Origin of the sequence: Silvibacterium sp., from assembly GCF_047605705.1 — a bacterium.
In the GTDB taxonomy this organism is placed as follows: Bacteria; Acidobacteriota; Terriglobia; order Terriglobales; family Acidobacteriaceae; genus Silvibacterium.
This window is the reverse complement of the sequence record NZ_JASGFD010000061.1, coordinates 1-20,813: the sequence shown is the minus strand read 5'-3', so window position 1 is coordinate 20,813 and position 20,813 is coordinate 1. Positions and strand designations below refer to the sequence as shown.

Below are 20,813 nucleotides of genomic sequence, written 5' to 3'. Positions count from 1 at the left end.
AGGGCGTTTAGGCAAATACCCCTGAAACGCGCGAAAATAGCTTTATGGATAAAGTTGCCCTGCTCTCTGAGATCCTGGCGCAGAACCCGTCGGATGCCTTCGCCCGCTATGGACTGGCGATGGAATATGCCAGCCGCGGCGAGGTCGAGACCTCGCTGACCGAATTCGGCCGCCTGCTCACCGACCATCCGGATTACACAGCCGGATACTTCATGGCGGCGCAGACGCTGGCCAAGGCTGGGCGTAATGATGAGGCCCGCGCGCGGCTGAATAACGGAATCGCCTCCGCCCGTCGCACCGGCAACCAGCATGCGCTGAGCGAAATGCAGGCCATGCTCGACGATCTCGATCTCGCAGGCTGAAGCCGACGATTCCGATCCAATCAACATCATGGACCGTAACATCCGTCAAATAAATACAGGTCACACCGCAGCGCGTACGGTATAGTGAAGCGCGCATAATACGAGGGCCATGAAAATCTCCCTGTTCCCCTTGGATGTAGTGCTCTTTCCCGGAGCACCGCTTCCACTGCACATCTTCGAAGAACGCTATAAGAAGATGATCGGGGAGTGCCTCGAGCAGAATACCGCCTTCGGCGTGGTCCGCGCGCAGCAGGACGGCCTCGCGGTGATCGGCTGCATGGCGCGCATCGTTCGCGTGATGCAGCGCTACGACGATGGACGCCTCGATATCCTCTGCCAGGGCGAACAGCGATTCGAAATTGAAATGCTCGACAGCTCGCTCGAATATCTGCAGGCCGATGTTCTTCTCGTGGAAGATGAAGGCGGCCCGGCGACACGCGAGCAGCGCGAACAATGCGCGGCGTTGCATTTTGAAACGATGGCCCTCGCCGGAATGGAGATGGAGGCCGCACACCTGAGCCTCGACGAGCCTATCTCGTTTCAGCTCGCGTCAGCGCTACCGGCAGATCTTGGATTCAAGCAGCAGATTCTCAGCCTCCGGTCGGATGCGGAACGCACCTCTCATCTGCTGCAGTTCTATGAAGCCGTCTTGCCCAAGCTGCGCGGCAGCGCCGCTGCACAGCAGGGATCGAAAAAAAATGGCCGCGTGATGTAGCCCCACCATACCGGTCTGAACCTTCGCAGCTTCCTGCCCTCGCCTAGCTTGCTGTTATCCACTACTCTGGATGCAGGAACGCAACCGCACCGGAACCAGCCAACGGCTCCGCGGGTTGCCACGGAGGAATGCATGTCCCACCCCAGCCTGCCGTCCACGCCCAGTTTCCCTTCGACACTCGGAGAACTTCGCAGCAGCGCGGAACATTCCGCTGTGCGGCTGGTCAATCGCTCCGTGAAAGACGAGATGCGCGAGAATCTGATCGCGCGCCTGCGCTCCGGCGAGACCATCTTTCCCGGAATCATCGGCTATGAAGACACGGTCGTACCGCAGATCATCAACGCCGTCCTCTCGAAGCAGAATTTCATTCTGCTCGGCCTGCGCGGTCAGGCGAAAAGCCGCATCCTGCGCTCGCTCACCGCACTGCTCGACGAGCAGGCGCCCTACATCGCCGGATGCGAAATTCGCGATAACCCTTACAAGCCGCTGTGCAAGCGCTGCAAGCTGCTGATCGCGGGCAAGGGCGACGAAACACCGATCGCGTGGATGAGCCGCGACGAGCGCTACATCGAAAAACTCGCGACACCGGACGTCACCGTGGCGGACCTGGTCGGCGATCTCGATCCCATCAAGGCCGCGCGCGGCGGCGAAGACCTCGCCAGCGAACTCACCATCCACTACGGCCTGCTGCCCCGCGCCAATCGCGGCATCTTCGCTATCAACGAGCTCGCCGACCTCGCCGGTAAGATCCAGGTCGCGCTCTTCAACATCATGCAGGAAGGCGATGTGCAGATTAAGGGCTACCCCGTGCGCCTCGAGCTCGATGTAGCCCTGACCTTCAGCGCGAACCCCGAGGACTACACCGCGCGCGGCAAGATCGTGACGCCGCTGAAGGATCGCATCGGCTCGGAGATCCGCACGCATTACGCCGAAAACCTCGAAGAGGGTCTCGCCATCACCGCGCAGGAGGCATGGACCGAGCGCGGCCACGCGAGCCTCGTGATCCCGCAGTATCTCCGTGAGATCGTCGAGCAGGTAGCCTTCACCGCGCGCGAAGACAAGCGTGTCGACAAGCGCAGCGGCGTGAGTCAGCGTCTGCCCATCTCCACCATGGAGCTGGTCGTCTCGAATGCCGAACGCCGCGCTCTCCTGCATGGCGAAGAGGAAGTCGTGCCCCGCGTCGGCGATCTCTACACCGCAGTGCCCGGCATCACGGGCAAGGTAGAGCTCGAATACGAAGGCGAAATGCGCGGCGCCGACACTGTAGTGAAGGAAATCCTGCGCGCCTCTATCGGCCGCATCTTCGACCGCTACTTCGCCGACCTGAACACCCAGCAGATCGAACAGTGGTTCAACCTCGGCGGCTCCACAAAGATCGAGGACAGCCAGCCCACCGAGGCGACGCTGGCCGAACTCCGCGAAATCCAGGGCCTGCTCGAAAAGCTCAAGCCGCTCGGCATCTCCGCAAAGAGCTCACCGGCCGAAACGGTGGCCGCGGCCGAATTTCTGCTCGAAGGCATGGTCGCGCATCGCCGCATCTCGCGCAGCGAGGAGCGTGCCTTCTTCGCGGAGAGAAAGCAGCAGCCTCCGCGCCGGGAACGCGAGCGCGTAGGCGACGAGAACGAATACGAGCAGTGGCAGACGCGGCGCTCCAGACGAGGGAACTTTAATTAGCTTCTAGCTGAAGAGGGTACATACCGGATCGAAGACTCAAGCAAGGCAAAAGCTGGGCTGAGCAAGAAAAGAGCTAAAGCTAAGGGCTAGAAGCTAGGAGCTGCTTTATGAAACGGGTTCGATACACAAAGTTCACCGGCGACCTGGCCTCCTCGATCGACATGGAGGACCTGCTCAAGGCGCTCTCCGATTACATGCTCGACTCCGGCTTCTCCGACCCCTTTCAGCCTTTCCAGGATCTGGGCCACACGCTCGACGACCTGCGCGAGGCGCTGCGCCGCGCGCTGCTTTCCGGGGAATTGCTCGACGAGGAAATGCAGCAACAGGTCGAGCAGCTCGAACAGGAGGGTAAGCTCGACGAACTCATCGATAAACTCATCGAGCGCATGCAGCGGGAGAACTACATCAGCGCCGAGTCGACGCCCGGCCAGGGAGAAGTCACGCAAGGCGACGGCCAGACGGGTAAGGCCCTGGGCGATGTCCGCTTCGAGGTCACCGACAAGAGCATGGACTTCCTCGGCTACCGCACCCTGCGTGACCTGCTCGGCTCTCTCGGCAAGTCCAGCGCCGGCCGCCACGACACCCGGCACTGGGCCACCGGCATCGAGTCCAGCGGCGCCTCGCGCCAGTACGAATTCGGCGACGTACTGAACCTCGATTCGACCGCCACTCTGACCTCGGCCATCGCCCGCGAAGGCCTGACTGTTCCGCTGAACATCGAGTACAGCGATCTGCATGTCCACCAGTGCGAGTACCAAAGTTCGTGCGCCACGGTGGTCATGCTCGACTGCTCCCACTCGATGATCCTCTATGGCGAGGATCGTTTCACCCCGGCGAAAAAAGTCGCCATGGCGCTCTCTCACCTCATTCGCACGCAATACCCCGGCGACTCGCTGTCCTTAGTGCTTTTTCATGATTCCGCGGAGGAGCTGCCGGTCTCACAACTCGCGCGCGTGAAAGTCGGCCCCTACTACACCAACACCCGCGAAGGCCTGCGCGTGGCGCAGCGCATCCTGCGCGCACAGCGCAAGGATATGAAACAGATCGTCATGATTACCGACGGCAAGCCCTCGGCGCTCACGCTCGAGGATGGACGAATCTATAAAAACGCCTTTGGCCTCGATCCGCTGGTGGTCTCGGAAACGCTCGAAGAGGTCGCCCGCTGCAAGCGCTCGAACATCCTCATTAACACGTTTATGCTGACCTCGGACCCAAGCCTGGTGAACTTCGTCCACAAAGTTTCCGAGATGTGCCGCGGCAAAGCCTACTTCACCACCCCGGAAACCCTGGGCGAATACCTGCTCATGGATTTCATGCAGCGGAAGTCTCGCACGATTCATTGATTCTGCCGTTACAATTTCGCTGAGGGTCGAAGCCCTCCGCCACCGCCCGCTCGCAATCGTTCCCGGGGTGGCATTGTTTCTGGCAAAGCAAAGCGAACGTGATTTTCCTGCGGCAACGCGAAAACCTGCGCGCGGTAGGTCGCATGTTTGTGTAACCTTACTTCAACCTACATAGCCGCCGGCAAAGAGTCCGGCGCTTGCGCGAGTCATCCATGCCTTCGAGCCCAAGCAAATCCCCCAGGAAAACGGCAGCGTCCACCGCGGACACACAAGCCGGTGCCGCTCCCTCCCTACGCTCTTTTGACCGCTCTCTGCCCATGATGCTGATCCGGTCGCGTGAAGCCGTCATGCAGCGCTTCCGCCCGCTCCTGCGCAAGCACGACATCACCGAGCAGCAGTGGAGAATCCTCCGCGTGCTCGCCGAAACCAAGAACGCCGACATGCTGGAGCTCTCCGCACGCTGCAACATCCAGCCGCCCAGCCTCTCCCGCACCGTGCCGCTGCTCATCGAGCGGGGCCTGCTCCAGCGCGCCGCCCACAAGGGCGATCAGCGCCGGGTTCTCGTCGCTCTCACCACGCGCGGCCGCTCGCTCTTCCGCACCATGTCGGCCGAGTCGGTACAGGCTTACCAGCAGATCGAGGAAGAGCTCGGCTCGGCTCGGCTTACCCGGATCTATCGCGCCCTCGACGACCTGCTGACTCTGACGAAATCCTCAGACAACGCCTCGGATCTCGCTTCCGAGGACTAACGAATCCTTTTCTCCAGTCAGCCGGACCGTGAGGTCCGGCTGCGCCTCGCATGCTTTCCCTCCATAGTCGTAGCAGTTCCGTCCCCTGGCCTTCGCCCGGTAGAGGGCATAGTCCGCGCATCGAAAGAGCGCCGAGCTGTCACTGCCTCCCTCAGGATAGGTCGTCACGCCGATGCTCAGGCTGAGCTTGATCTCGCCCTCACAGATCAGGACCGGCGCGTCCGCCACGTCGACCAGCTTGGCGGCAATCGACTCCGCCTCCTCCACGCTCCGTATCCCCGGCGTCAGGACGACAAACTCGTCTCCGCCGATGCGTGCCACCGTGTCCGTCGCGCGCACCGCCCCCTGCAATCGGCGCGCGATCGCACACAGCAGTGCATCGCCGGCTGCGTGGCCAAGCGTGTCGTTAAAATGCTTGAACCAGTCGACATCGATAACCAGCAACGCCAGCGCGCAGGAGCCGCCTGCGCAGTTGCGGATCTCCGCCTCCAGCCGCTGATACAACACCCTCCGGGCAAAAAGACCGGTGAGCGCATCGTGCTCGGCCATATGCCGGAACTCCTCGGCGCTGCGCCGGATGATCACCGTCTGTCTTCGAACCTGCCTGCGGAGAATCGCGCTCCAGCACAGACTGCCTACCGTAAGCAGCAGGATCAGCCCCAGCACCTCAAAAGCATGACGGCCGTTCCACCACGAGGGTTGCGCGAGCAACTGGACATCCTGCGGCGAGCGCAGCAGAAGCTGGCAGGACTCAAAACGCGAGAATTTTTCGTCGAAGTTCAGGAGGTGATGCCTGTCGATCGTTTCGGAGAGGACGCCGGTCACCCGCACCCGGCTTCCCTGCTTCCATGATGGTTGCCGCGATAGCGGCCATCCAGCAGAGCCCGGAGGCAGCAGTGCCGGAACCAGCATCCCTCCCACATCGAGAAGCAGCGCAAGATGGTCTTCTTGCCGATCGGTATCGACGATCAGCCCCTCCATCTCGACCAGGGCTCCCTCCTCATCGGCATCGAGCGCCTCGTTCGCAGAGATTTTCCTGGCAACCGGAGGCCGCCCCTCACCGGCAACCCGCAGCTCCGCGTCACGGAGGGTCGGGAGGGAGCTCCTGCGGCCGAGAAAACCGACTGCATCGACGAGCTGCCCCACATGCAAAGCCGGGGCTTCGAAGTTTTCTGCGCACAGCATGTCCTGCGCCTCGGCAAAGCAGACCCGCTCGCCGGGCCACGCGAGCGTGATCGTGCCGCGCACATGGATGCGATGAGAACTCAACGTACCCGAGGAGTAGCGAAAAAGCGAGGAAAGCGGCTGTACCGGCTGCGAAAAGGGATCGGGAGGGGGCGCCTCGGTGACGCTTACGGCGTTGAGATCGGGAAAGAGAATCCGCAGCCCCAGCATGCGCCGTCTGCGATCCATCAACGGCGCGGCCACACCGCGCAGGGAGACCGTAGCATCCACCAATGCTTCGTAGGATGTACCTGCGACGCGAACGCTGGTCGCAAGGATACTTCCCTGTTCCGTTTCAATCCGCAGGTGGACATGCATGCCGTCCATCTCGGCGGAGTGGACGATCCCTTCGATCTCCACCCACTGCCCGTCCCATGGACCGGTGAGCAGCTGGCGCAGCGAGACACTGCTCGCCCGCGGAAAACTTGCATGCGTGGAGAGGATATGCACCGCCTCGCTCTTCACGATCGGCGCGTATAAGCCGGGATCGGTCACCCCCATGACCTCGATCTCCATCCCAGGACGGAGCATCGGCAGGGGTGCCTGCCCTGTCTGAATGAAGATGCCGCCACTCTTATCCGCAAGAAACAATTCGCGGTCCGAACCGTGCGAGGGATCGTAATAGGTGACGACACCGCGCAGGTGAACGGGAAGCGCCCGAGTGGCTACCTCCGCGGAGAGGTCGTGAGCCTGGCGAGCTGTCGTCCATACCGGACCGGAGCTCCCAGGACGAGCCGCGACGTCTCGCACGGAAAGACAGCTAAACATCAGCAGAAGCAAGACCGGGATTGTCTCAGTCTGCATCCAGATCCCGCGATTTCCCATCGCTGCCATGATCTTCGCCATCGAATCGTCGTTTTCGACCGGCATTGGAATGGCCGATAGAAGAGAAGGCCGACAGGGACGGCACGGACCGGCCACGTCCGCCTTTGGGAGAGATATCGGCAGACGCTTACGCGAGTTGATGCGCTGGAATTCGGTGTCCGGACAAGAATCGCGGCAAGATTCGCGCTGAGGAAGCTACACGGTCCCTGGGATTTACATCGTTCGTAAAGGCGCCGGAGAAACCGGCAAGGTCCGGTTCCGCGAAGCGGCAGGAGTCTCGGCCGGCTTCATTTCAGTCAGCCTGCGTCCGAGCCTGCGGGAGAGCTCCGCGATCATGCGCAGCCGTTCCGCCAGGGCAGGGGGAGCGGTCGACTCATTGGCAGCCAGCTGCGCCTGTAACAGCAGCCCGGCAACCAACTCACGCAATTCGCTCTCGATGGCCGCGCCCGCCGCGCGCAGCGCCAGATCCCGCTCCCGCTGCCGGCGCTCGAGAGCCGCACGCACCTCGCGCACCAGGCGTCCGCATCCGGAGATGGCGAAGTTGATCTCGATGGCCAGCGCCATGCCTGCGCCGCGCAGCAGGCTATCCGATCCATCCTCGGCCGGGTCCAGAAGCGACTCGTCCAGGATCACCAGCGCATATTCGCGACGCCGGAGTGAGTTCAGGGCCGCTCGGCGATTTGAGACCGTCTCCACCTCCAGCTGGAACTGGCGGGACAGCACAGCGGCGCACGACTCTGCACCCTCGATCGCGGTAATCAACAGCACCGGTTCCATCTCCCCCTCCTTCGCACTCGCTCGGCAACAGTGGTGAGACCCGCCGGTCCCAGGCTACGCCGGAACCGGGATATGCCATTTACGCGCCCGCGTCGCTGACGCCGTACTCCTTCAGCTTGCGGTACAGCGTGGTCTTGCCGATTCCGAGCAGGCGCGCGGCACGCAGCTTGTCCCCCTTGAGGTCACGCAGGGTTCGCAGAATAGCCTGCCGCTCAAGCTCGGCCAGCGGCATCACGCTCTGCTCATTGCGCTGCGGCTCGGACGCCTTCGTAGTCGCCGTCTCCGCCCGGTAGGAATGCAGCCGGAAGTCCTGCAACTGTGTCGGCAGGTCGCCAATATGCAGTACCGGACCAGTCGAGAGAGCGCAGGCCCTCTCAATCGAGTTTTCGAGCTCGCGCACATTGCCCGGCCATGCGTAGTCGTTCATGATGCGCAGCGCATCGTCGCTGAGCACGTAATGCTGCTTCCTCTGCCGGCTCAGGCGCTCGAGAAAGTGCGCCGCCAGCAGCGAAATATCCTCGCGACGCTCACGTAGCGGAGGAATACGCAGGCTGACGACATTGAGGCGGTAATAAAGGTCGCGGCGGAAACGGCCCTGCTCCACCATGGTGGCAAGATCGCGGTTGGTCGCCGCAAGAATGCGAGCCTGGAAGGGCACCGGCTGCGTTCCACCGATCTGCCGGATCTCCTTTTCCTGCAGGGCACGGAGCAGCTTCACCTGCAGATCGAGCGGTAGTTCGCCGACCTCATCCAGAAAAACTGTCCCGCCCTGGGCCATCGCCAACAGCCCGTCCTTGGACTTCGCCGCCCCGTTGAAGGCGCCCTTCGCGTAGCCAAAGAGTTCGCTCTCGATCAGCGTGGGCACCAGAGAACCACAGTCGACCGGCAGAAACGGCTTCGAGGCATTGGGCCCATGGGTATGGATGGCGCGCGCCACCAGCTCCTTGCCGGTTCCACTCTCCCCCAGAATCAGCACCGGGTGCGAGGTCTGGGCTACCTTCGAAAGGATCCGGTAAAGCTTCTCCATCTCCGGGCTGCCGCCGACGATCATCGAGAGCCCGGCCTGCTGCCGCAGGCGCTCGCGCAGCACGCGGCTGGCCGCATCCACCCGCCGGCGCTCGGCAATACGCTCGAGGATCGCCGTGAGGTCTTCCGCCACAAAAGGCTTGCTCAGGTAATCGGTAGCGCCGCTGCGCATGGCCTCCACCGCCGAGTTCACTGTCGCAAACGCGGTCATCACGATTACCGAGATCTCCGGCTGCAGCAGCTTTACCTCTTCGATCAGCTCGATGCCGTTACGCCCATCCAACCCCCGCTTGAGGTCGATCAGCAGGATGTCGGCGCCGCCGGAGCGCAGCAGGCCCCGCGCCGCCTCGAGGTCAGCAACGCCCAGTGTCGGGAATCCCCGGGCCGCGGAGATCTCGCAGCATGCGTTACGGACGGCAACATCTTCATCCACAACCAGGACGTGAAGCTTGCCGGTTTGCTCAGGCACGGATGCAACTTGGGAGATGGCTTGGGACATATTGTGTCGTTCAGATAAGGTTGCGAGCATTGTGGCACCCTCCGTCGCCGCACGTCAGCAGGAAAAGCGCTCGAAGCGGGCCTCGACCCGTATCTTCGGTAACGGCGCTGCTCATAGCCCTTGCACTACGCTGGCCGAATCCGGATTCGCTTCCTGAATTTGCACACATGAGAGAAATCATAGATTCTTCGGCCCCTCTTTTCCTTCCCACGCCACAGACAAAGCATTGTTTCCAACAACGAAATGCCTTTTCGATGCCCGATCCCGAAGAACAGGCTGCATCCTCCACCAGTGGTCCCGGCTCCAAACCCATCCCCGGAACCCATACAATGACAAGCGATGACACAAAGCAAGACTTTCTTCCGTACCGAGGGACGCACCCCCGCCGATCTGCGTTCGACGCGCCTTACCCCGGGCTTCGTCGCCACCGCCGAGGGCTCGATTCTGATCGAAGCCGGCAACACCCGCGTCCTCTGCAACGCGACCATTGAACAGGGCGTGCCCGGCTGGCTGCGCAACAGCGGCCGCGGCTGGGTCACAGCAGAGTATGGCATGTTACCCCGCGCCACGCTCACCCGCAGCCCGCGGGAGAGCGAACGCGGCAAGGTAGGCGGCCGCACCCATGAGATCCAGCGCCTCATCGGACGCTCGCTGCGCGCAGTCGTCGATATGCAGGCGCTCGGCGAGCGCACCGTGATTCTGGACTGCGACGTGCTCCAGGCCGACGGCGGCACGCGCACCGCGGCCATCACCGGGGCCTGCGCCGCGCTGGCCATCGCGCTCAACCGCATGGTCGCCTCGGGCGCACTCAAGGCATCGCCGCTCAAACAGCTGGTCGCGGCCACCTCGATCGGCATCGTGGAGGACACGGTCCTGCTCGACCTCGCCTATGAAGAAGACTCGCAGGCCGAAGTGGACATGAATGTGGTCATGACAGAGGACGGCGGCCTGGTCGAGGTGCAGGCGACGGCGGAAAAACAGGCCTTCCCGCGACGGCGCATGCTCGAGATGATGGACCTGGCCGAGGCCGGCATCACCCGCCTCCTCGCTCTGCAGCGGGACGTGATCGCCGCCGAAGCCGCCCAGCGCGCTGCGGCAAAGTAGTTTGAATGCAACGCAGGATGAACAAGGCAGGATGAGTCGGGTTAGAATGAGGCCGCATCTAAACTGCTAGAAGCGGAATCAATCCGTTCCAACGATCTGACACAGCAAGGAGCAGGAGAAGAACAATGTCGACGAAGCTCACCCCCGGCAAGCTCGAAGGCCTGAAGGCGGTATCCGACAAGCGTGGCGTCATCGCCGCCGCAGCCATGGATCAGCGCGGTTCGCTGAGAAAGTCCCTGGCCAAGGAGAAGGGCGTCGCCGACGTTCCTGATTCCGCACTCGAAGAGTTCAAGGAACTGGTCACCGATACGCTGACCAAGCATGCCTCGGCCATCCTGCTCGATCCCGAGTTCGGCCTGCCCGCGGCCAAGAAGCGCAACGGCAAGGGCTTGCTGCTGGCCTACGAGAAGACCGGCTACGATGCCGCGACTCCCGGCCGCCTGCCTGATCTGCTCGATGTGTGGTCGGTCCGCCGCCTGAAGGAAGCCGGCGCAGACTGCATCAAGATCCTGCTCTATTACACCCCGTTCGAGAAGTCGCATATCAACGACCTCAAGCAGGCGTGGGTGGAGCGCATCGGCGACGAATGCCGCGCGCACGACATCCCCTTCTTCCTCGAGACCGTCGGCTACGACGTCCACGGTGACAGCGAGAAGAGCCTGGCCTACGCGAAACGCAAGCCGGAAGTCGTCACCGGCTCGATGGAGGAGTTCGGCAAGGAGCGCTATGGCGTCGACGTCCTGAAGGTGGAAGTTCCCATCCAGATGGAGTACGTCGCCGGCACCAAGACCTTCAAGGGTGAGCAGGCCTACACCCGCGCCGAGGCTCTTGAGCACTTCCGCATCGCGGCCTCCTCGACCCACAAGCCCTTCATCTATCTCTCGGCCGGCGTTTCGAACCCGGTCTTCATCGAAACCCTGGAACTGGCAGCCGAGAGCGGCACGACCTTCAACGGCGTGCTCTGCGGTCGCGCTACTTGGGCTGACGGTGTTTCCATCTACGCGAAGCACGGCGCAGGTGCCTTCCAGGAATGGCTCAACACCACCGGTGTCGAGAACATCGAGAACGTGAACAAAGCCCTCAAGTCCGCCTCCTCGTGGTTCGAGAAGGTCGGCCTGACCCCGGCTACTGTCTAACTCTCTTTTAGGAAAACAAAAAGCCCCGCCTCCGATAAGGAGCGGGGCTTTTGCTTTTTGCCAGACTTACATCAGGCTCTACATCTGACTTCTGGACGGCAGCAGCAGTTCCTCTTCCGGCTCAATGTGGACAAGCACGTTGGCGACGCGGTCGACGCGCGCCCGGATCTGGTCTTCGACCTCGTGTGAGATCTTGTGGCCGGTGCGAACGCTGAGATCGCCCTTCACCACCACGTGCAGATCGACATAGTAGAGAAATCCGACCTTGCGCACGAAACATTTATCGAGGCCGATCACCCCGGCGACAGCCGCGGCCGCCTCGCGTACATGCTGCTCGATCTCCGGCGGAGGCGCGGTGTCGATGAGCTCGGCCATCGGCGTTCTCAGCTGCCGCCATGCATTGAAGAGAATCACCGGCGAGGCGCAAAGCGCGGCCCAGTCATCGGCGCTGGCGTTCTTGGTCAGCAGCGCAGCGGTAATGCCGACAAACGCAAATCCAGAGGTGATCGCATCGCTGAGGTGATGCCACGCATCGCCTTTGACCGCCGTGCTTTCGATCTCCGCGGCCACGCCGGAGACAAAACGGGAGAGCACCAGCTTGGTGACCACGACCCCAAGCAAAACCCACAGGGTGTACGGCTGTGGGATCTGGTGGGGCGTGCGAATCAGAGAAATGCTCTCGAGCGCGATGCCGACTCCGGCCACCATCAGCGTCAGGCTGACGATCACCGCGGCGATGGGCTCGGCCTTTCCGTGTCCGTAAGGATGTTCCTTATCCGGTGGCTTGATGGCGAAGCGCAGGCCGAAGAAAACGGCGAGCGAGCTGAAGACGTCAGAAAGCGATTCGATACCGTCGGCAACGAGCGCGAAGGAGTGGCCCAGGATTCCGGCAAAGCACTTCCCTGCCGCCAGACAGAAGTTCGCGGCCACGCTGACAAGCGAAGACCTCAGCCCATGGCTGACTTCCTGTTCCAGCTTTTCGGTGTTGGTCATCACAAAAAAATTCCTGCAAACCCCTGCAAACCGAAGGATGTCAGGTTCTGCGGCTAAAGATATTACAGGCCCGAAAAAGCAGAACCCGGAAAACGGAACCCGGGGAAACAGAATCCTGGAAAATCCGCCCGGCAAACCACCAGTGTAAACAGGTAGACGCGCGGAAATTCCACATCGGTTTACTTTGCCGCCGAACGGCCTACCGGCACAGCCCATATCGGCTCCGATGGCGGCGTGCTTACGTCCGAACGGAGTTCCGCCGTCCGGGAATCCGGCTCAAGGCAAAGAAGCGCTGCGCCTGCTTCACATCGCGCAGGATCTGCGCCTTCAGAGCCTCGGGCGTTTCGAACTTCCGCTCTCCGCGCAACCGCTTCAGAAAGCAGAGCTCGAGCGGCGTCTCGGCAGTCAGTTCTATCTCCCGGAAATTCAGGAGGTAAGTTTCGATGGCATACGAGGGTTCGCCGAATGTTGGCCGAACGCCTGCATTCGTCACTCCATCGAAGACTGCCTCTTCGCCAACCCGTAGCCGTGTCACGTAGACGCCATCCCCGGGCAGCAGTTCGTCATACGCCGCAAGGTTGATGGTCGGTACAGTCAGCCGTGAGCCAATTCCCCGCCCGCGCGCCTGGGTCGAATGGATGGAGAAAGGCCGTCCCAGCAGCCTGCGAGCCGTGGAAAGATCGCCTGCTGCAACCCGGCGGCGAATTTCCGAACTGGAAACGATCAGCTTCCCCACACGAACCGCCGGATGTGTCACCACGCGGAAGCCCAGCGTCTCACCCAGCGTGCGCAGCTCGGCGATGCCCGCGCTCGCATTGTGCCCGAAACGGAAGTTGTCGCCTTCGTGTACTTCGACCGCGCCGAGCAGGCCGGCAAGAATCCCGGAGGCAAACTCCAGCGCCGATAGCTGCGAGAAGGCCGCGGTAAACGGGATCACCACCACGGCATCGAGGCCGGTCGCGGCCAGCAGTTCCAGACGCACCGGCAGCGGCGTAATCAGCTTCGGCGCCTGCTCCGGGCGCAGCAGCCGCACCGGGTGAGGATCGAAGGTGAGCGCGATCGACTTCGCGCCCAGTTCACGAGCGCGTTCGCGCACGCTGGCGATGATGCCGCAATGGCCGCGATGCACGCCATCAAAGTTGCCCACCGCCACTACCGACGGGCCGAATCCGTTGGGAATCTCCTCGAGACTGCGAAAGACCTGCACCGTTACGCACCCTCCCCGGCAACAGAAACCGGCAGAGCCTCGATGGGCAGCGTGATGGGAATCCGCAGGCCGTCATAGGCCAGACGGATATGCGGCGGCAGACCTGCTTCGGTGGGCTCATGGTCGAGCTCGTGCGAAATATGCGTGAACCACGCCTGGCGCGGCTTCACGCGCTCGATCCAGCGCAGCGCCTCGTCCACGTTCGCATGGCTCGGATGCGGCTCCCAGCGCAGCGCGTCGAGGATCATCACATCGAGATCTTCGAGCAGCGGCAGGCTCTCCTCCGGGATGCGGTTCATATCGGTGAGATACGCCGCATTGCCGAAGCGATAGCCACCCACGGCGAGCCGCCCGTGCATCAGCGGCACGCGCTGAAAGCGTGCTCCGCCGAGCACTGCGTACTCCTGCCCGTTCAGCGCCTCGAGGCGAACCCGCGCACGCGTCGGATACTTCGAGTCCGTGGCAAAGGTGTAAGAGAAGACATTGCGCAGCACCGCCGCAGTTGCGTCGTCGGCATAGAGCGGCATGCTCTCCGCATGGCGGAAGCTCAGGGGCCGCAGATCGTCGAGGCCAAGAATATGGTCGGCGTGGGGATGCGTATAGAGCACGGCGTCGACATGCGCGATGCGCTCGCGCAGCGCCTGTTCGCGGAAGTCCTGCCCGGTGTCAATCACCACGCGATGGACCTCACGCGGGCCGCCGGTGCTCCACTCGATGGCGACGGAGGGCCGGCTGCGCCGGTTGCGCGGATCGCTCGAGGTGCATACTGCGCAGCCGCAGCCCAGCGTGGGCACGCCCATGGACGTGCCGCTGCCCAGCACCACTATTTCTGCCTGAATCGAATTCGCTTGCTGCATCCGGATGCTGCGGCTCCCGGACCTAGATCCTGCCCGGAGGCATGTGCGCCTGCTGCGCGATGGCGTTGGTGATCTCGAGAAACATCATGCGCAGCTCGAAGATCAGGCTCTGCAGCAGCCGCGTCTGCTGCTCGCTCAGGTTGCCCTTGGTCTTCTCCTCGAGCGCAATCAGCATGTCGATGCTCTGGCGCGCGCCGAGAATATCGATGCGCGGCTTCTGCCCCGGCTCGGTTGCAGCACCCATGGCCACGACGGCGGAGAGGTAAATCGACTGGAAGACGTGCTCGATGCCGATCGGCCCGGTGTCCTTCATCCCGGGATTCTGCTGGCGCAGCAGCTCATCGAGTTGCTGCGTCGTCTCCTGGTAAGCCGCATGCTGCTCGGCGTGCTCGGCATCGCTGGGCTCTTCGAGTCCCGAGATTTCGGAACCCGGCACATCCAGGCCATGCTCATCTGCGGGAATCGCTGCTTCTTCGGCTACGGGTGCAGGCACGACGATGGGAGCGGGTGATGGCGGAGCTGGCGCCGCGGCTACGGGACGCGCAGGCGACGGCATCGTCACCACGCGGGCGCCTGCCGAAGCGGGAGCCGGGGGCGCTGGCTCTGCCGCCGCCGTGAACTGGCCCGGAGCCGGATGAACCGCTTCCGCGAGGTGAGACGTCAGCTGTCCCGGCGCGGGATGAACCGCCTCAGCCGCGTTGGCGGAGAATTCTGCGGCTGGCTCAGCCGTCGCCTCGGCGGGATTGCGCAGATCGCCATCCTCGGTAAACTTCCGGCGATCGGTCACGACAAATGCGGGCGGTTTCTCTGCCATATCTATCCTCTGTCTATCCTCGAAACTGAATTCTACCTGCGGGGGCTGGCGCACCCGGCTGAATCGACGCGAATTTCCGGTCGGCGCTGGACAATGGTCACCTCGACGCCCGGCGACTGCGCGTCCGCCGTGCGCAGCTGCAGGCCGCGCTCAACGGCCTCATTGCGCACAAAGCCAATCGCCAGCGTGCCACGGAAACCCGGCAGGTCATATTCGGCGATACTGCTCAGCTCTCCAACAGGATTCTGCGCCGCGCCTTCGGCTTCGAGTGGCAGCGTTGCGCCATTCTCAAGCGAGCCAACGCTAGCCCCGAGCTGAAACTGCCTCAGGCCACGGTGCACCGAGGCACGCGAGCGGATACGCTCGACAATCTCCTGCCCGAGATAGCAGCCCTTGCTGAAATTGAGCGCCTGCGTCTGCGCAGTCTCCTGCGGCAGATGGCGATCGCGAATATCCACACCATAGAGCGGTGCGCCCTCGAGAATACGCAGCTTCTCGACAGCCTCCGCTCCGCAGGGCTCCGCGCCCGACCCCACCAGTGCCTGCCACAATGCGGCAACGGCCTCCGCCGCGATGACCAGCGTGAAGCGCGGGACAACAGATGGGGCCAGCGACGAGACGTCGCGGATGAGCAGCAGTTCATGCTCCTGCCAGCGCGCGGTGGTGATGCTCGATTCTTCCGTCGGGGCTGTCAGCCCAAGGGACTCAAGTACAGCCGCGGCCTTTGGCCCGGCAATACCGACGGCAGTCTGCGCCGTGGCAGGATGCAGCTCGACGTCGTCCATGATGATGAAGCGGTCGAGATGGCCAAGAATCGTCGCCTGCTGCGAGCGGTCGGTCTCGAGCAACAGATGGTCGACAAAGGCGTAGATGTTCGCATCGCCCTGGATGCGCCCCTGCGCGTTTAGCAGGAAGCTGTAGTTCCCCCGGCCCTCGGTCAGCCCAACAATGGTGTTGCTCACCATACCGTTGAGCCAGCGCACGCGATCTTCGCCGGTGATGCGCACGAAAGAGCGGTAGCCGAGGTCATAGCACCCGGCCGAGGCGGTCAGTGCAGCCAGTTCGGAGTTCGCCCCGGCAAAGGCCAGCACGGTTTCGGCGCCGCGATAAGCAATCCGCGCAAGACCGGGAGTCTGCGCAGCGGCCAGAGGGGTCGGTTCCACTACTGAGGGGGCAACAACACTCGTCGATACGACATCACTCATAACTTCAACCTCTTCAAATTATAGTCACCGGGCCGCGCCGTATCCTCCCGCGCACTCGTCCAACTGGCAGCACTCGCGATATGGTTCAGGCATGGTGATTCGCGCGGTCTCCCGGGCTCCAAAGTTCCTCTCAGCGGCGCTGGCCGCAGCAACCGTCCTCGGACCTGGCTGTCTTTCGGCCCAAACGACGGCCCAGCCAGCTCCCGGCGCCTCCTCGCAGGCAGCAAAGCCCGAGACCCACATCACGCCGGACCAGGCGAAGCAGCTCTTTGCCTCCGTCGACACCATCCTGCAGTTTGCCTCCGACGACACCAAACTCGCCATCAAGAGCAAGGTGAAGCGCCGCCTGACCACCCGCGACGAGGTGGAAAAATATCTGGTCGAAAAGATGAAGGACGATAAGGACGCCAAGCGCATGGAGCGTTCCGAGATCGTGCTCAAGAAGTTCGGCCTGCTCGACGAGAGCTTTCACCTACAGCCTTTTCTCGTGAGCCTGCTCAAGGAGCAGATCGCCGGCTACTACGATTCCAAGACCAAGACCGTGAACCTGCTCGACTGGATCGATCCTGAGCAGCAAAAGCCGGTGCTTGCGCATGAGCTGACACACGCCATGCAGGACCAGAAGCTCAACCTCGAGAAATGGGAAGACTCCGACACCGCGGAGACCATCTCCCGCGACGTGGCCGACGACAACCACCACATCGAGCTGGACGAGCAGGATACGGCGCGCGAGGCCGTGCTCGAAGGCCAGGCCATGGCCGTACTCGTCGATTACAGCCTGAAGCCGGCCGGGCAGAGCATCCTGACCAACCCGGAGCTCATCAAGCAGCGCGCTGACGAGCAGGGCGCAGACTCCGACTCGCCGGTGCTCAGCCGCGCGCCCCTGCTCCTGCAGGAATCGCTGCTCTTTCCCTATCGCGAAGGCCTCAAGTTCGAGGTGGATATGCTCGCCGATAAAGGAGCGCAGGGAGCTTTCGCCGGCGTCCTCGAGCATCCGCCGTCTTCGAGCTACGAGATCATGAATCCACACGCCTACGAACGCAAGGTAAAGGTACCGGTGCTGAGGATGCCGGATATCCATCCCCTGCTCGACGCCGATTACGCGCCCTATGACATCGGCGTGATGGGGCAGATCGATGTCCGCATTCTCTCGGAACTCTTTGGCGGCCCCGAGATGGCGGCAGCGCTGACACCCGCCTGGGATGGTGGCATCTACTATGCGGCACAGAAGAAAAATTCAGCGGATAAGAACTCAACCGGCTCGATCGGCCTGCTCTACCTCTCGCAGTGGAAATCGGAGGCCGCAGCGCAGGCCTTCGCGAAGATGTACGCCAGCGAACTCGACAAGCAGTTCTCCGGCGTAGCCCGCGATTCCGGAGAGGAAGCGGATACCACCGAGCAGATCTACAAGACAAACGAAGGACCGGTGCTCATCTCCACGACCGGACGGACGGTCTTCGTCAGCGAGAGCTTCGACCTGACGCTGGCCCGCAAGCTCGGATTCCTGATCACTGGAGCCCAGCAGAGCTCCGCTGCGGGACAGGTCATCGCATCGTCTCCAGTCCCCGAAAATAACTCTGATGGGCTGACCGCGCCGCTGACCCGCTTCCTCGCCGGAAGCGGCGTGATGCGGGCCGCACTGCCAGCCCGCTGAGCTGTATCGACAGATACGCTTGCAGCCACCCCTTTGCTTAGCCGTTGTCATTCCGACCGGAGCGTAGCGCAGTGGAGGAACCTGCAGTGAGGCTGTTCCTTTCAGAACGCCCTGAATGTGCGGGCCAAACTGCACGGTCGGGATGACACCGGATGCGGCAGGCGTACCGGCGCGCGATCCGGCTATCAGAACTTCATGTGCAGCGCGAGCCCCAGCCCCGGGCCGCCCCCATGACCGCCTCCCGGGCCGCCGTGGCCGCCACCCTGTCCGAATCCGCCACTGCTGTTGTCGCTGAACATGCTCTGACCGTCGCCGCCCTGACCCCCGCCGTTCCCGCCGCCCGATCCGCCCCACAATCCCTGCACCGAGCCGGAGAGGTTCAGGTTCAGCCCGCCCGTTTTCATCGAGGTCGACATACCGGGCCCGTTGAGGCTCGACCCGCGAGCCAGCATATTGAAGGATTCCCCGAGCGGACCGCTGGTCGACGCCGCAAAGGAACGCATGACATTGTTGCCGAGGCTGAACATGTTCATGCGGCCCATGCCTGCGCCACCACCCATGCCGCCACCGCCGGGACCGCCGCCCATGCCGCCAGACATTTGGCCACCGCCCATCTGGCCGCCGCCTGCCTGATTGCTCGAAAATCCGCCGCTCTGAAAGCTGCCCATGCCGGAACCTCCGGCGTTTTCGGCCCCCATGCCGCCGCCCGAATCCTGAGACAAGTTAGGAGCACTTCCGAAACTGCCTCCTCCCCCCGCTCCGGCGCGCGGAAGCGCGGCGCGGGCCGTGCTCTGCAACATGTTCGAGAAAAAGCGCGACCAGTCGACAGAGTTCGACTCACCGCCGTGGACCTCGCCATGACGCGGTCCACCGGGACCGGCTCCGTCGGCGTGCGGGCCCGGAGAATCAGGCGAGACATCGCCACGATGAAACGAACGGCCGGGATCAGAAGGCGCGTCTGTGGACGACGCATTCGAGGGAGCGCTCTGGGGGGCGTTGGGGGCCGAGGAATCGGGCGCCGGCTGCGTATCGGTAGCATTCGACGAAAAGCTCTGGCCCAACAGCCACGGCGATCCGCAGATCAGGATTGCCGCTCCCAGAACGCCTTTACGAAGACTCGCCCCACCCGATCCTCTGCGCACACATCTTTCAGCCAAACAGCAACCTCCACAGCGTCTTAGGACCGTCACGCGAGCCTCACGAAGGGTGTGTGCCCGGGCCCGTGCGAAGAATCCCACTGAGGTATGACGTAGAGAATGCTTGCGATGTTCACAATCAGGTGGATAAGTTCGGAATGAAATTCATGCGGAGCCGCCGCCTTTCGCAGCTCCGGCTGCGGCCTTCGCCGTCTTCTTTTTCTTCTTCCGCTTCCAGATACCGAGGCCGCCGATCGCGCCCACCAGGGCCGCAAGCGCTCCCCATCCCGCGCCGCCGGGCAGCATGTACTGGAACCACGCCAGCGGTCTCTGCCAGAACGCCTGTTTGACGGTGAACCACAGACTCTGCACCGTGACGCTGACGGTGTAGTCCTTTTCCTCTACGATCTCGGTTACCGGCGCGTTCTCTCCCTGCTGGTAGACCAGTGAGACACGGATGGCCAGCTGCTGGTTTGCGGCCTCGTTCGTCGGCGTCACATCCCAGCTCCAGGTAGCGTGCCCGTCGTTCGGCACGAACTGAATGGCGTCGCCCGAGGTGGGTTGGATGGTGAACTCCCCGGGACTGGCCGGAGCGTAGAGCTCCACCTTCATCCTCGAAGACACCTTCAGCTGTTCGCTTCCCGTCACGTTGGGAAGCGATTGCGCCTTCGCATCCTGGTAGCCGTGGATATTCACCGTCACCGACGACTTCACCTGCGCCGTCATCGTAGGCGGCACGGAATATTCGATCCCGCCGGTTTTGAGCGAGTTCTTCCACGCCTCGACCGCATCGCCCAACGCGTATTAGCCGAGAGACGAAGGTGGAGCGGCTGATTCGACCGCCTGATGTGTGTCCACACGTTCCGGCGCGCGGGCGTGATGAGCTCGCGAGGGACCTGCTGAGCCCGACGGATGAGGTGGAGGCGGTTCCGGAGACGCCGCCGCTGTCTCCGGAGCTTGCGGGGCAGACTCGGGAGGCGATGGTACAGGCGCCGCGGGTTGAGGAGCCGCTGCCACAGGAGCCGCGCTTCCCTCGGGCGGCGGAGCCGAGGCGTGAGACGAGCAGCCGGCAGTCCATATGACGCTGCCGAAAGACAACACGAAGGTCGCGAGCATCGCACCGATGCCCACACGCTGAGTCGAAAGGTGCATGGGTTCACCTCGCCCAGCAGTCTGAGGCACACATGACTCCTGCGTCGAGAGTTTTCTCCGGATCGCGACCAGCGGGAGCGGAGGCCGAAGGCGAACCGCCCTGCGCGCAGCAGCGCCCTGCGCGAAACAGTAGCGGATTTATACTGGAGCTTCGTTTTTTTGTCCCCAACCCTAACGCCCGCGCCCGGCGCGGTGGAGCATGAATTTGCAACAGGCAGAGATTGGAATCATCGGCGGCAGCGGCCTTTACGCCATGCCCGGCTTGACGGAAGTGCGCGAAGTCCGCGTGGAAACCCCCTTCGGCGATCCCAGCGACGCCTTCATCCTTGGCAATCTCGAAGGCCGCAAGGTCGCCTTCCTG

18 protein-coding genes and 1 pseudogene are annotated in these 20,813 nt (G+C 62.9%); 9 read left to right on the top strand and 10 right to left on the bottom strand.

Features of this window, described 5'->3' with window-relative positions; translation table 11 throughout:
• Window positions 1-44: 44 nt before the first annotated feature.
• The 5 genes from QM649_RS17435 to hpaR all read left to right on the top strand — a co-directional run bounded on the left by QM649_RS17435 (window position 45) and on the right by hpaR (window position 4,843).
• Entirely contained in the window at window positions 45-362 is a 318-nt protein-coding gene (locus QM649_RS17435; RefSeq protein ID WP_415200344.1) for a tetratricopeptide repeat protein, read from the top strand.
• Between the two features lie 109 nt (window positions 363-471).
• Complete coding sequence (locus QM649_RS17430; RefSeq protein WP_415200343.1) at window positions 472-1,077, top strand: LON peptidase substrate-binding domain-containing protein; 606 nt, start codon at window positions 472-474, stop codon at window positions 1,075-1,077.
• 132 nt (window positions 1,078-1,209) lie between these two features.
• Window positions 1,210-2,751, top strand: coding sequence for a magnesium chelatase (locus QM649_RS17425; RefSeq protein ID WP_415200342.1), 1,542 nt, complete (start codon window positions 1,210-1,212; stop codon window positions 2,749-2,751).
• Between the two features lie 107 nt (window positions 2,752-2,858).
• Complete coding sequence (locus QM649_RS17420; protein WP_415200341.1) at window positions 2,859-4,094, top strand: vWA domain-containing protein; 1,236 nt, start codon at window positions 2,859-2,861, stop codon at window positions 4,092-4,094.
• Between the two features lie 212 nt (window positions 4,095-4,306).
• Window positions 4,307-4,843: a homoprotocatechuate degradation operon regulator HpaR gene (hpaR, locus tag QM649_RS17415; protein WP_415200350.1), complete on the top strand. Its 537-nt coding sequence runs from the start codon at window positions 4,307-4,309 to the stop codon at window positions 4,841-4,843.
• Here hpaR and QM649_RS17410 read toward each other — a convergent pair.
• The 3 genes from QM649_RS17410 to QM649_RS17400 form a co-directional block, all read right to left on the bottom strand.
• Complete coding sequence (locus tag QM649_RS17410) at window positions 4,808-6,901, bottom strand: diguanylate cyclase (RefSeq protein WP_415200340.1); 2,094 nt, start codon at window positions 6,899-6,901, stop codon at window positions 4,808-4,810. The two genes, hpaR and QM649_RS17410, sit on opposite strands and share 36 nt — an antisense overlap.
• 204 nt (window positions 6,902-7,105) lie before the next feature.
• A complete protein-coding gene (locus tag QM649_RS17405; RefSeq protein WP_415200339.1) occupies window positions 7,106-7,669 on the bottom strand; it encodes a hypothetical protein in 564 nt (187 codons plus the stop codon).
• A 79-nt stretch (window positions 7,670-7,748) separates the two neighbouring features.
• Window positions 7,749-9,164: a sigma-54-dependent transcriptional regulator gene (locus QM649_RS17400; RefSeq protein ID WP_415200338.1), complete on the bottom strand. Its 1,416-nt coding sequence runs from the start codon at window positions 9,162-9,164 to the stop codon at window positions 7,749-7,751.
• A 369-nt stretch (window positions 9,165-9,533) separates the two neighbouring features.
• Between QM649_RS17400 and rph the strand changes: the two genes are divergently transcribed.
• Together rph and QM649_RS17390 are read left to right on the top strand one after the other, a co-directional pair.
• Window positions 9,534-10,298, top strand: a complete 765-nt coding sequence (gene rph, locus QM649_RS17395) for a ribonuclease PH (protein WP_415200337.1) — start codon at window positions 9,534-9,536, stop codon at window positions 10,296-10,298.
• A gap of 125 nt (window positions 10,299-10,423) precedes the next feature.
• Window positions 10,424-11,434 (top strand): tagatose 1,6-diphosphate aldolase, encoded by a 1,011-nt coding sequence (locus tag QM649_RS17390; protein ID WP_415200336.1) that lies wholly within the window; start codon window positions 10,424-10,426, stop codon window positions 11,432-11,434.
• A 78-nt stretch (window positions 11,435-11,512) separates the two neighbouring features.
• Here QM649_RS17390 and QM649_RS17385 read toward each other — a convergent pair whose 3' ends face one another.
• From QM649_RS17385 to QM649_RS17365, 5 genes are all read right to left on the bottom strand, one after another.
• Entirely contained in the window at window positions 11,513-12,427 is a 915-nt protein-coding gene (locus tag QM649_RS17385) for a cation diffusion facilitator family transporter (protein ID WP_415200335.1), read from the bottom strand.
• Window positions 12,428-12,665: 238 nt separating this feature from the next.
• Window positions 12,666-13,634, bottom strand: a complete 969-nt coding sequence (ribF, locus tag QM649_RS17380) for a riboflavin biosynthesis protein RibF (RefSeq protein ID WP_415200334.1) — start codon at window positions 13,632-13,634, stop codon at window positions 12,666-12,668.
• A gap of 2 nt (window positions 13,635-13,636) precedes the next feature.
• Window positions 13,637-14,491, bottom strand: a complete 855-nt coding sequence (locus tag QM649_RS17375) for an MBL fold metallo-hydrolase (protein ID WP_415200333.1) — start codon at window positions 14,489-14,491, stop codon at window positions 13,637-13,639.
• A 22-nt stretch (window positions 14,492-14,513) separates the two neighbouring features.
• A complete protein-coding gene (locus tag QM649_RS17370) occupies window positions 14,514-15,305 on the bottom strand; it encodes a DUF1844 domain-containing protein (RefSeq protein WP_415200332.1) in 792 nt (263 codons plus the stop codon).
• 32 nt (window positions 15,306-15,337) lie between these two features.
• Window positions 15,338-16,510, bottom strand: a complete 1,173-nt coding sequence (locus QM649_RS17365) for a YgfZ/GcvT domain-containing protein (protein ID WP_415200331.1) — start codon at window positions 16,508-16,510, stop codon at window positions 15,338-15,340.
• A 91-nt stretch (window positions 16,511-16,601) separates the two neighbouring features.
• Between QM649_RS17365 and QM649_RS17360 the strand changes: the two genes are divergently transcribed.
• On the top strand, window positions 16,602-18,164 hold the full coding sequence (locus tag QM649_RS17360; RefSeq protein WP_415200330.1) for a hypothetical protein: 1,563 nt from the start codon (window positions 16,602-16,604) through the stop codon (window positions 18,162-18,164).
• 185 nt (window positions 18,165-18,349) lie between these two features.
• Here QM649_RS17360 and QM649_RS17355 read toward each other — a convergent pair whose 3' ends face one another.
• Complete coding sequence (locus tag QM649_RS17355; RefSeq protein ID WP_415200329.1) at window positions 18,350-19,321, bottom strand: hypothetical protein; 972 nt, start codon at window positions 19,319-19,321, stop codon at window positions 18,350-18,352.
• A 144-nt stretch (window positions 19,322-19,465) separates the two neighbouring features.
• Complete coding sequence (locus tag QM649_RS17350; RefSeq protein WP_415200328.1) at window positions 19,466-20,098, bottom strand: hypothetical protein; 633 nt, start codon at window positions 20,096-20,098, stop codon at window positions 19,466-19,468.
• 559 nt (window positions 20,099-20,657) lie between these two features.
• Between QM649_RS17350 and QM649_RS17345 the strand changes: the two are divergent.
• Window positions 20,658-20,813: pseudogene (locus tag QM649_RS17345) on the top strand (S-methyl-5'-thioadenosine phosphorylase); the annotation flags it as partial.

Excerpts from the sequence above, each read along its gene's own strand:
- QM649_RS17405 (WP_415200339.1), bottom strand. The coding sequence starts at position 7,669 with ATGGAACCGGTGCTGTTGATTACCGCGATCGAGGGTGCAGAGTCGTGC.
- QM649_RS17425 (WP_415200342.1), top strand. The coding sequence starts at position 1,210 with ATGTCCCACCCCAGCCTGCCGTCCACGCCCAGTTTCCCTTCGACACTC.
- QM649_RS17430 (WP_415200343.1), top strand. The coding sequence starts at position 472 with ATGAAAATCTCCCTGTTCCCCTTGGATGTAGTGCTCTTTCCCGGAGCA.
- QM649_RS17365 (WP_415200331.1), bottom strand. The coding sequence starts at position 16,510 with ATGAGTGATGTCGTATCGACGAGTGTTGTTGCCCCCTCAGTAGTGGAA.
- QM649_RS17375 (WP_415200333.1), bottom strand. The coding sequence starts at position 14,491 with ATGCAGCAAGCGAATTCGATTCAGGCAGAAATAGTGGTGCTGGGCAGC.
- QM649_RS17385 (WP_415200335.1), bottom strand. The coding sequence starts at position 12,427 with ATGACCAACACCGAAAAGCTGGAACAGGAAGTCAGCCATGGGCTGAGG.
- QM649_RS17390 (WP_415200336.1), top strand. The coding sequence starts at position 10,424 with ATGTCGACGAAGCTCACCCCCGGCAAGCTCGAAGGCCTGAAGGCGGTA.
- QM649_RS17410 (WP_415200340.1), bottom strand. The coding sequence starts at position 6,901 with ATGGCAGCGATGGGAAATCGCGGGATCTGGATGCAGACTGAGACAATC.
- QM649_RS17370 (WP_415200332.1), bottom strand. The coding sequence starts at position 15,305 with ATGGCAGAGAAACCGCCCGCATTTGTCGTGACCGATCGCCGGAAGTTT.
- QM649_RS17420 (WP_415200341.1), top strand. The coding sequence starts at position 2,859 with ATGAAACGGGTTCGATACACAAAGTTCACCGGCGACCTGGCCTCCTCG.
- QM649_RS17435 (WP_415200344.1), top strand. The coding sequence starts at position 45 with ATGGATAAAGTTGCCCTGCTCTCTGAGATCCTGGCGCAGAACCCGTCG.
- QM649_RS17360 (WP_415200330.1), top strand. The coding sequence starts at position 16,602 with ATGGTGATTCGCGCGGTCTCCCGGGCTCCAAAGTTCCTCTCAGCGGCG.
- hpaR (WP_415200350.1), top strand. The coding sequence starts at position 4,307 with ATGCCTTCGAGCCCAAGCAAATCCCCCAGGAAAACGGCAGCGTCCACC.
- rph (WP_415200337.1), top strand. The coding sequence starts at position 9,534 with ATGACACAAAGCAAGACTTTCTTCCGTACCGAGGGACGCACCCCCGCC.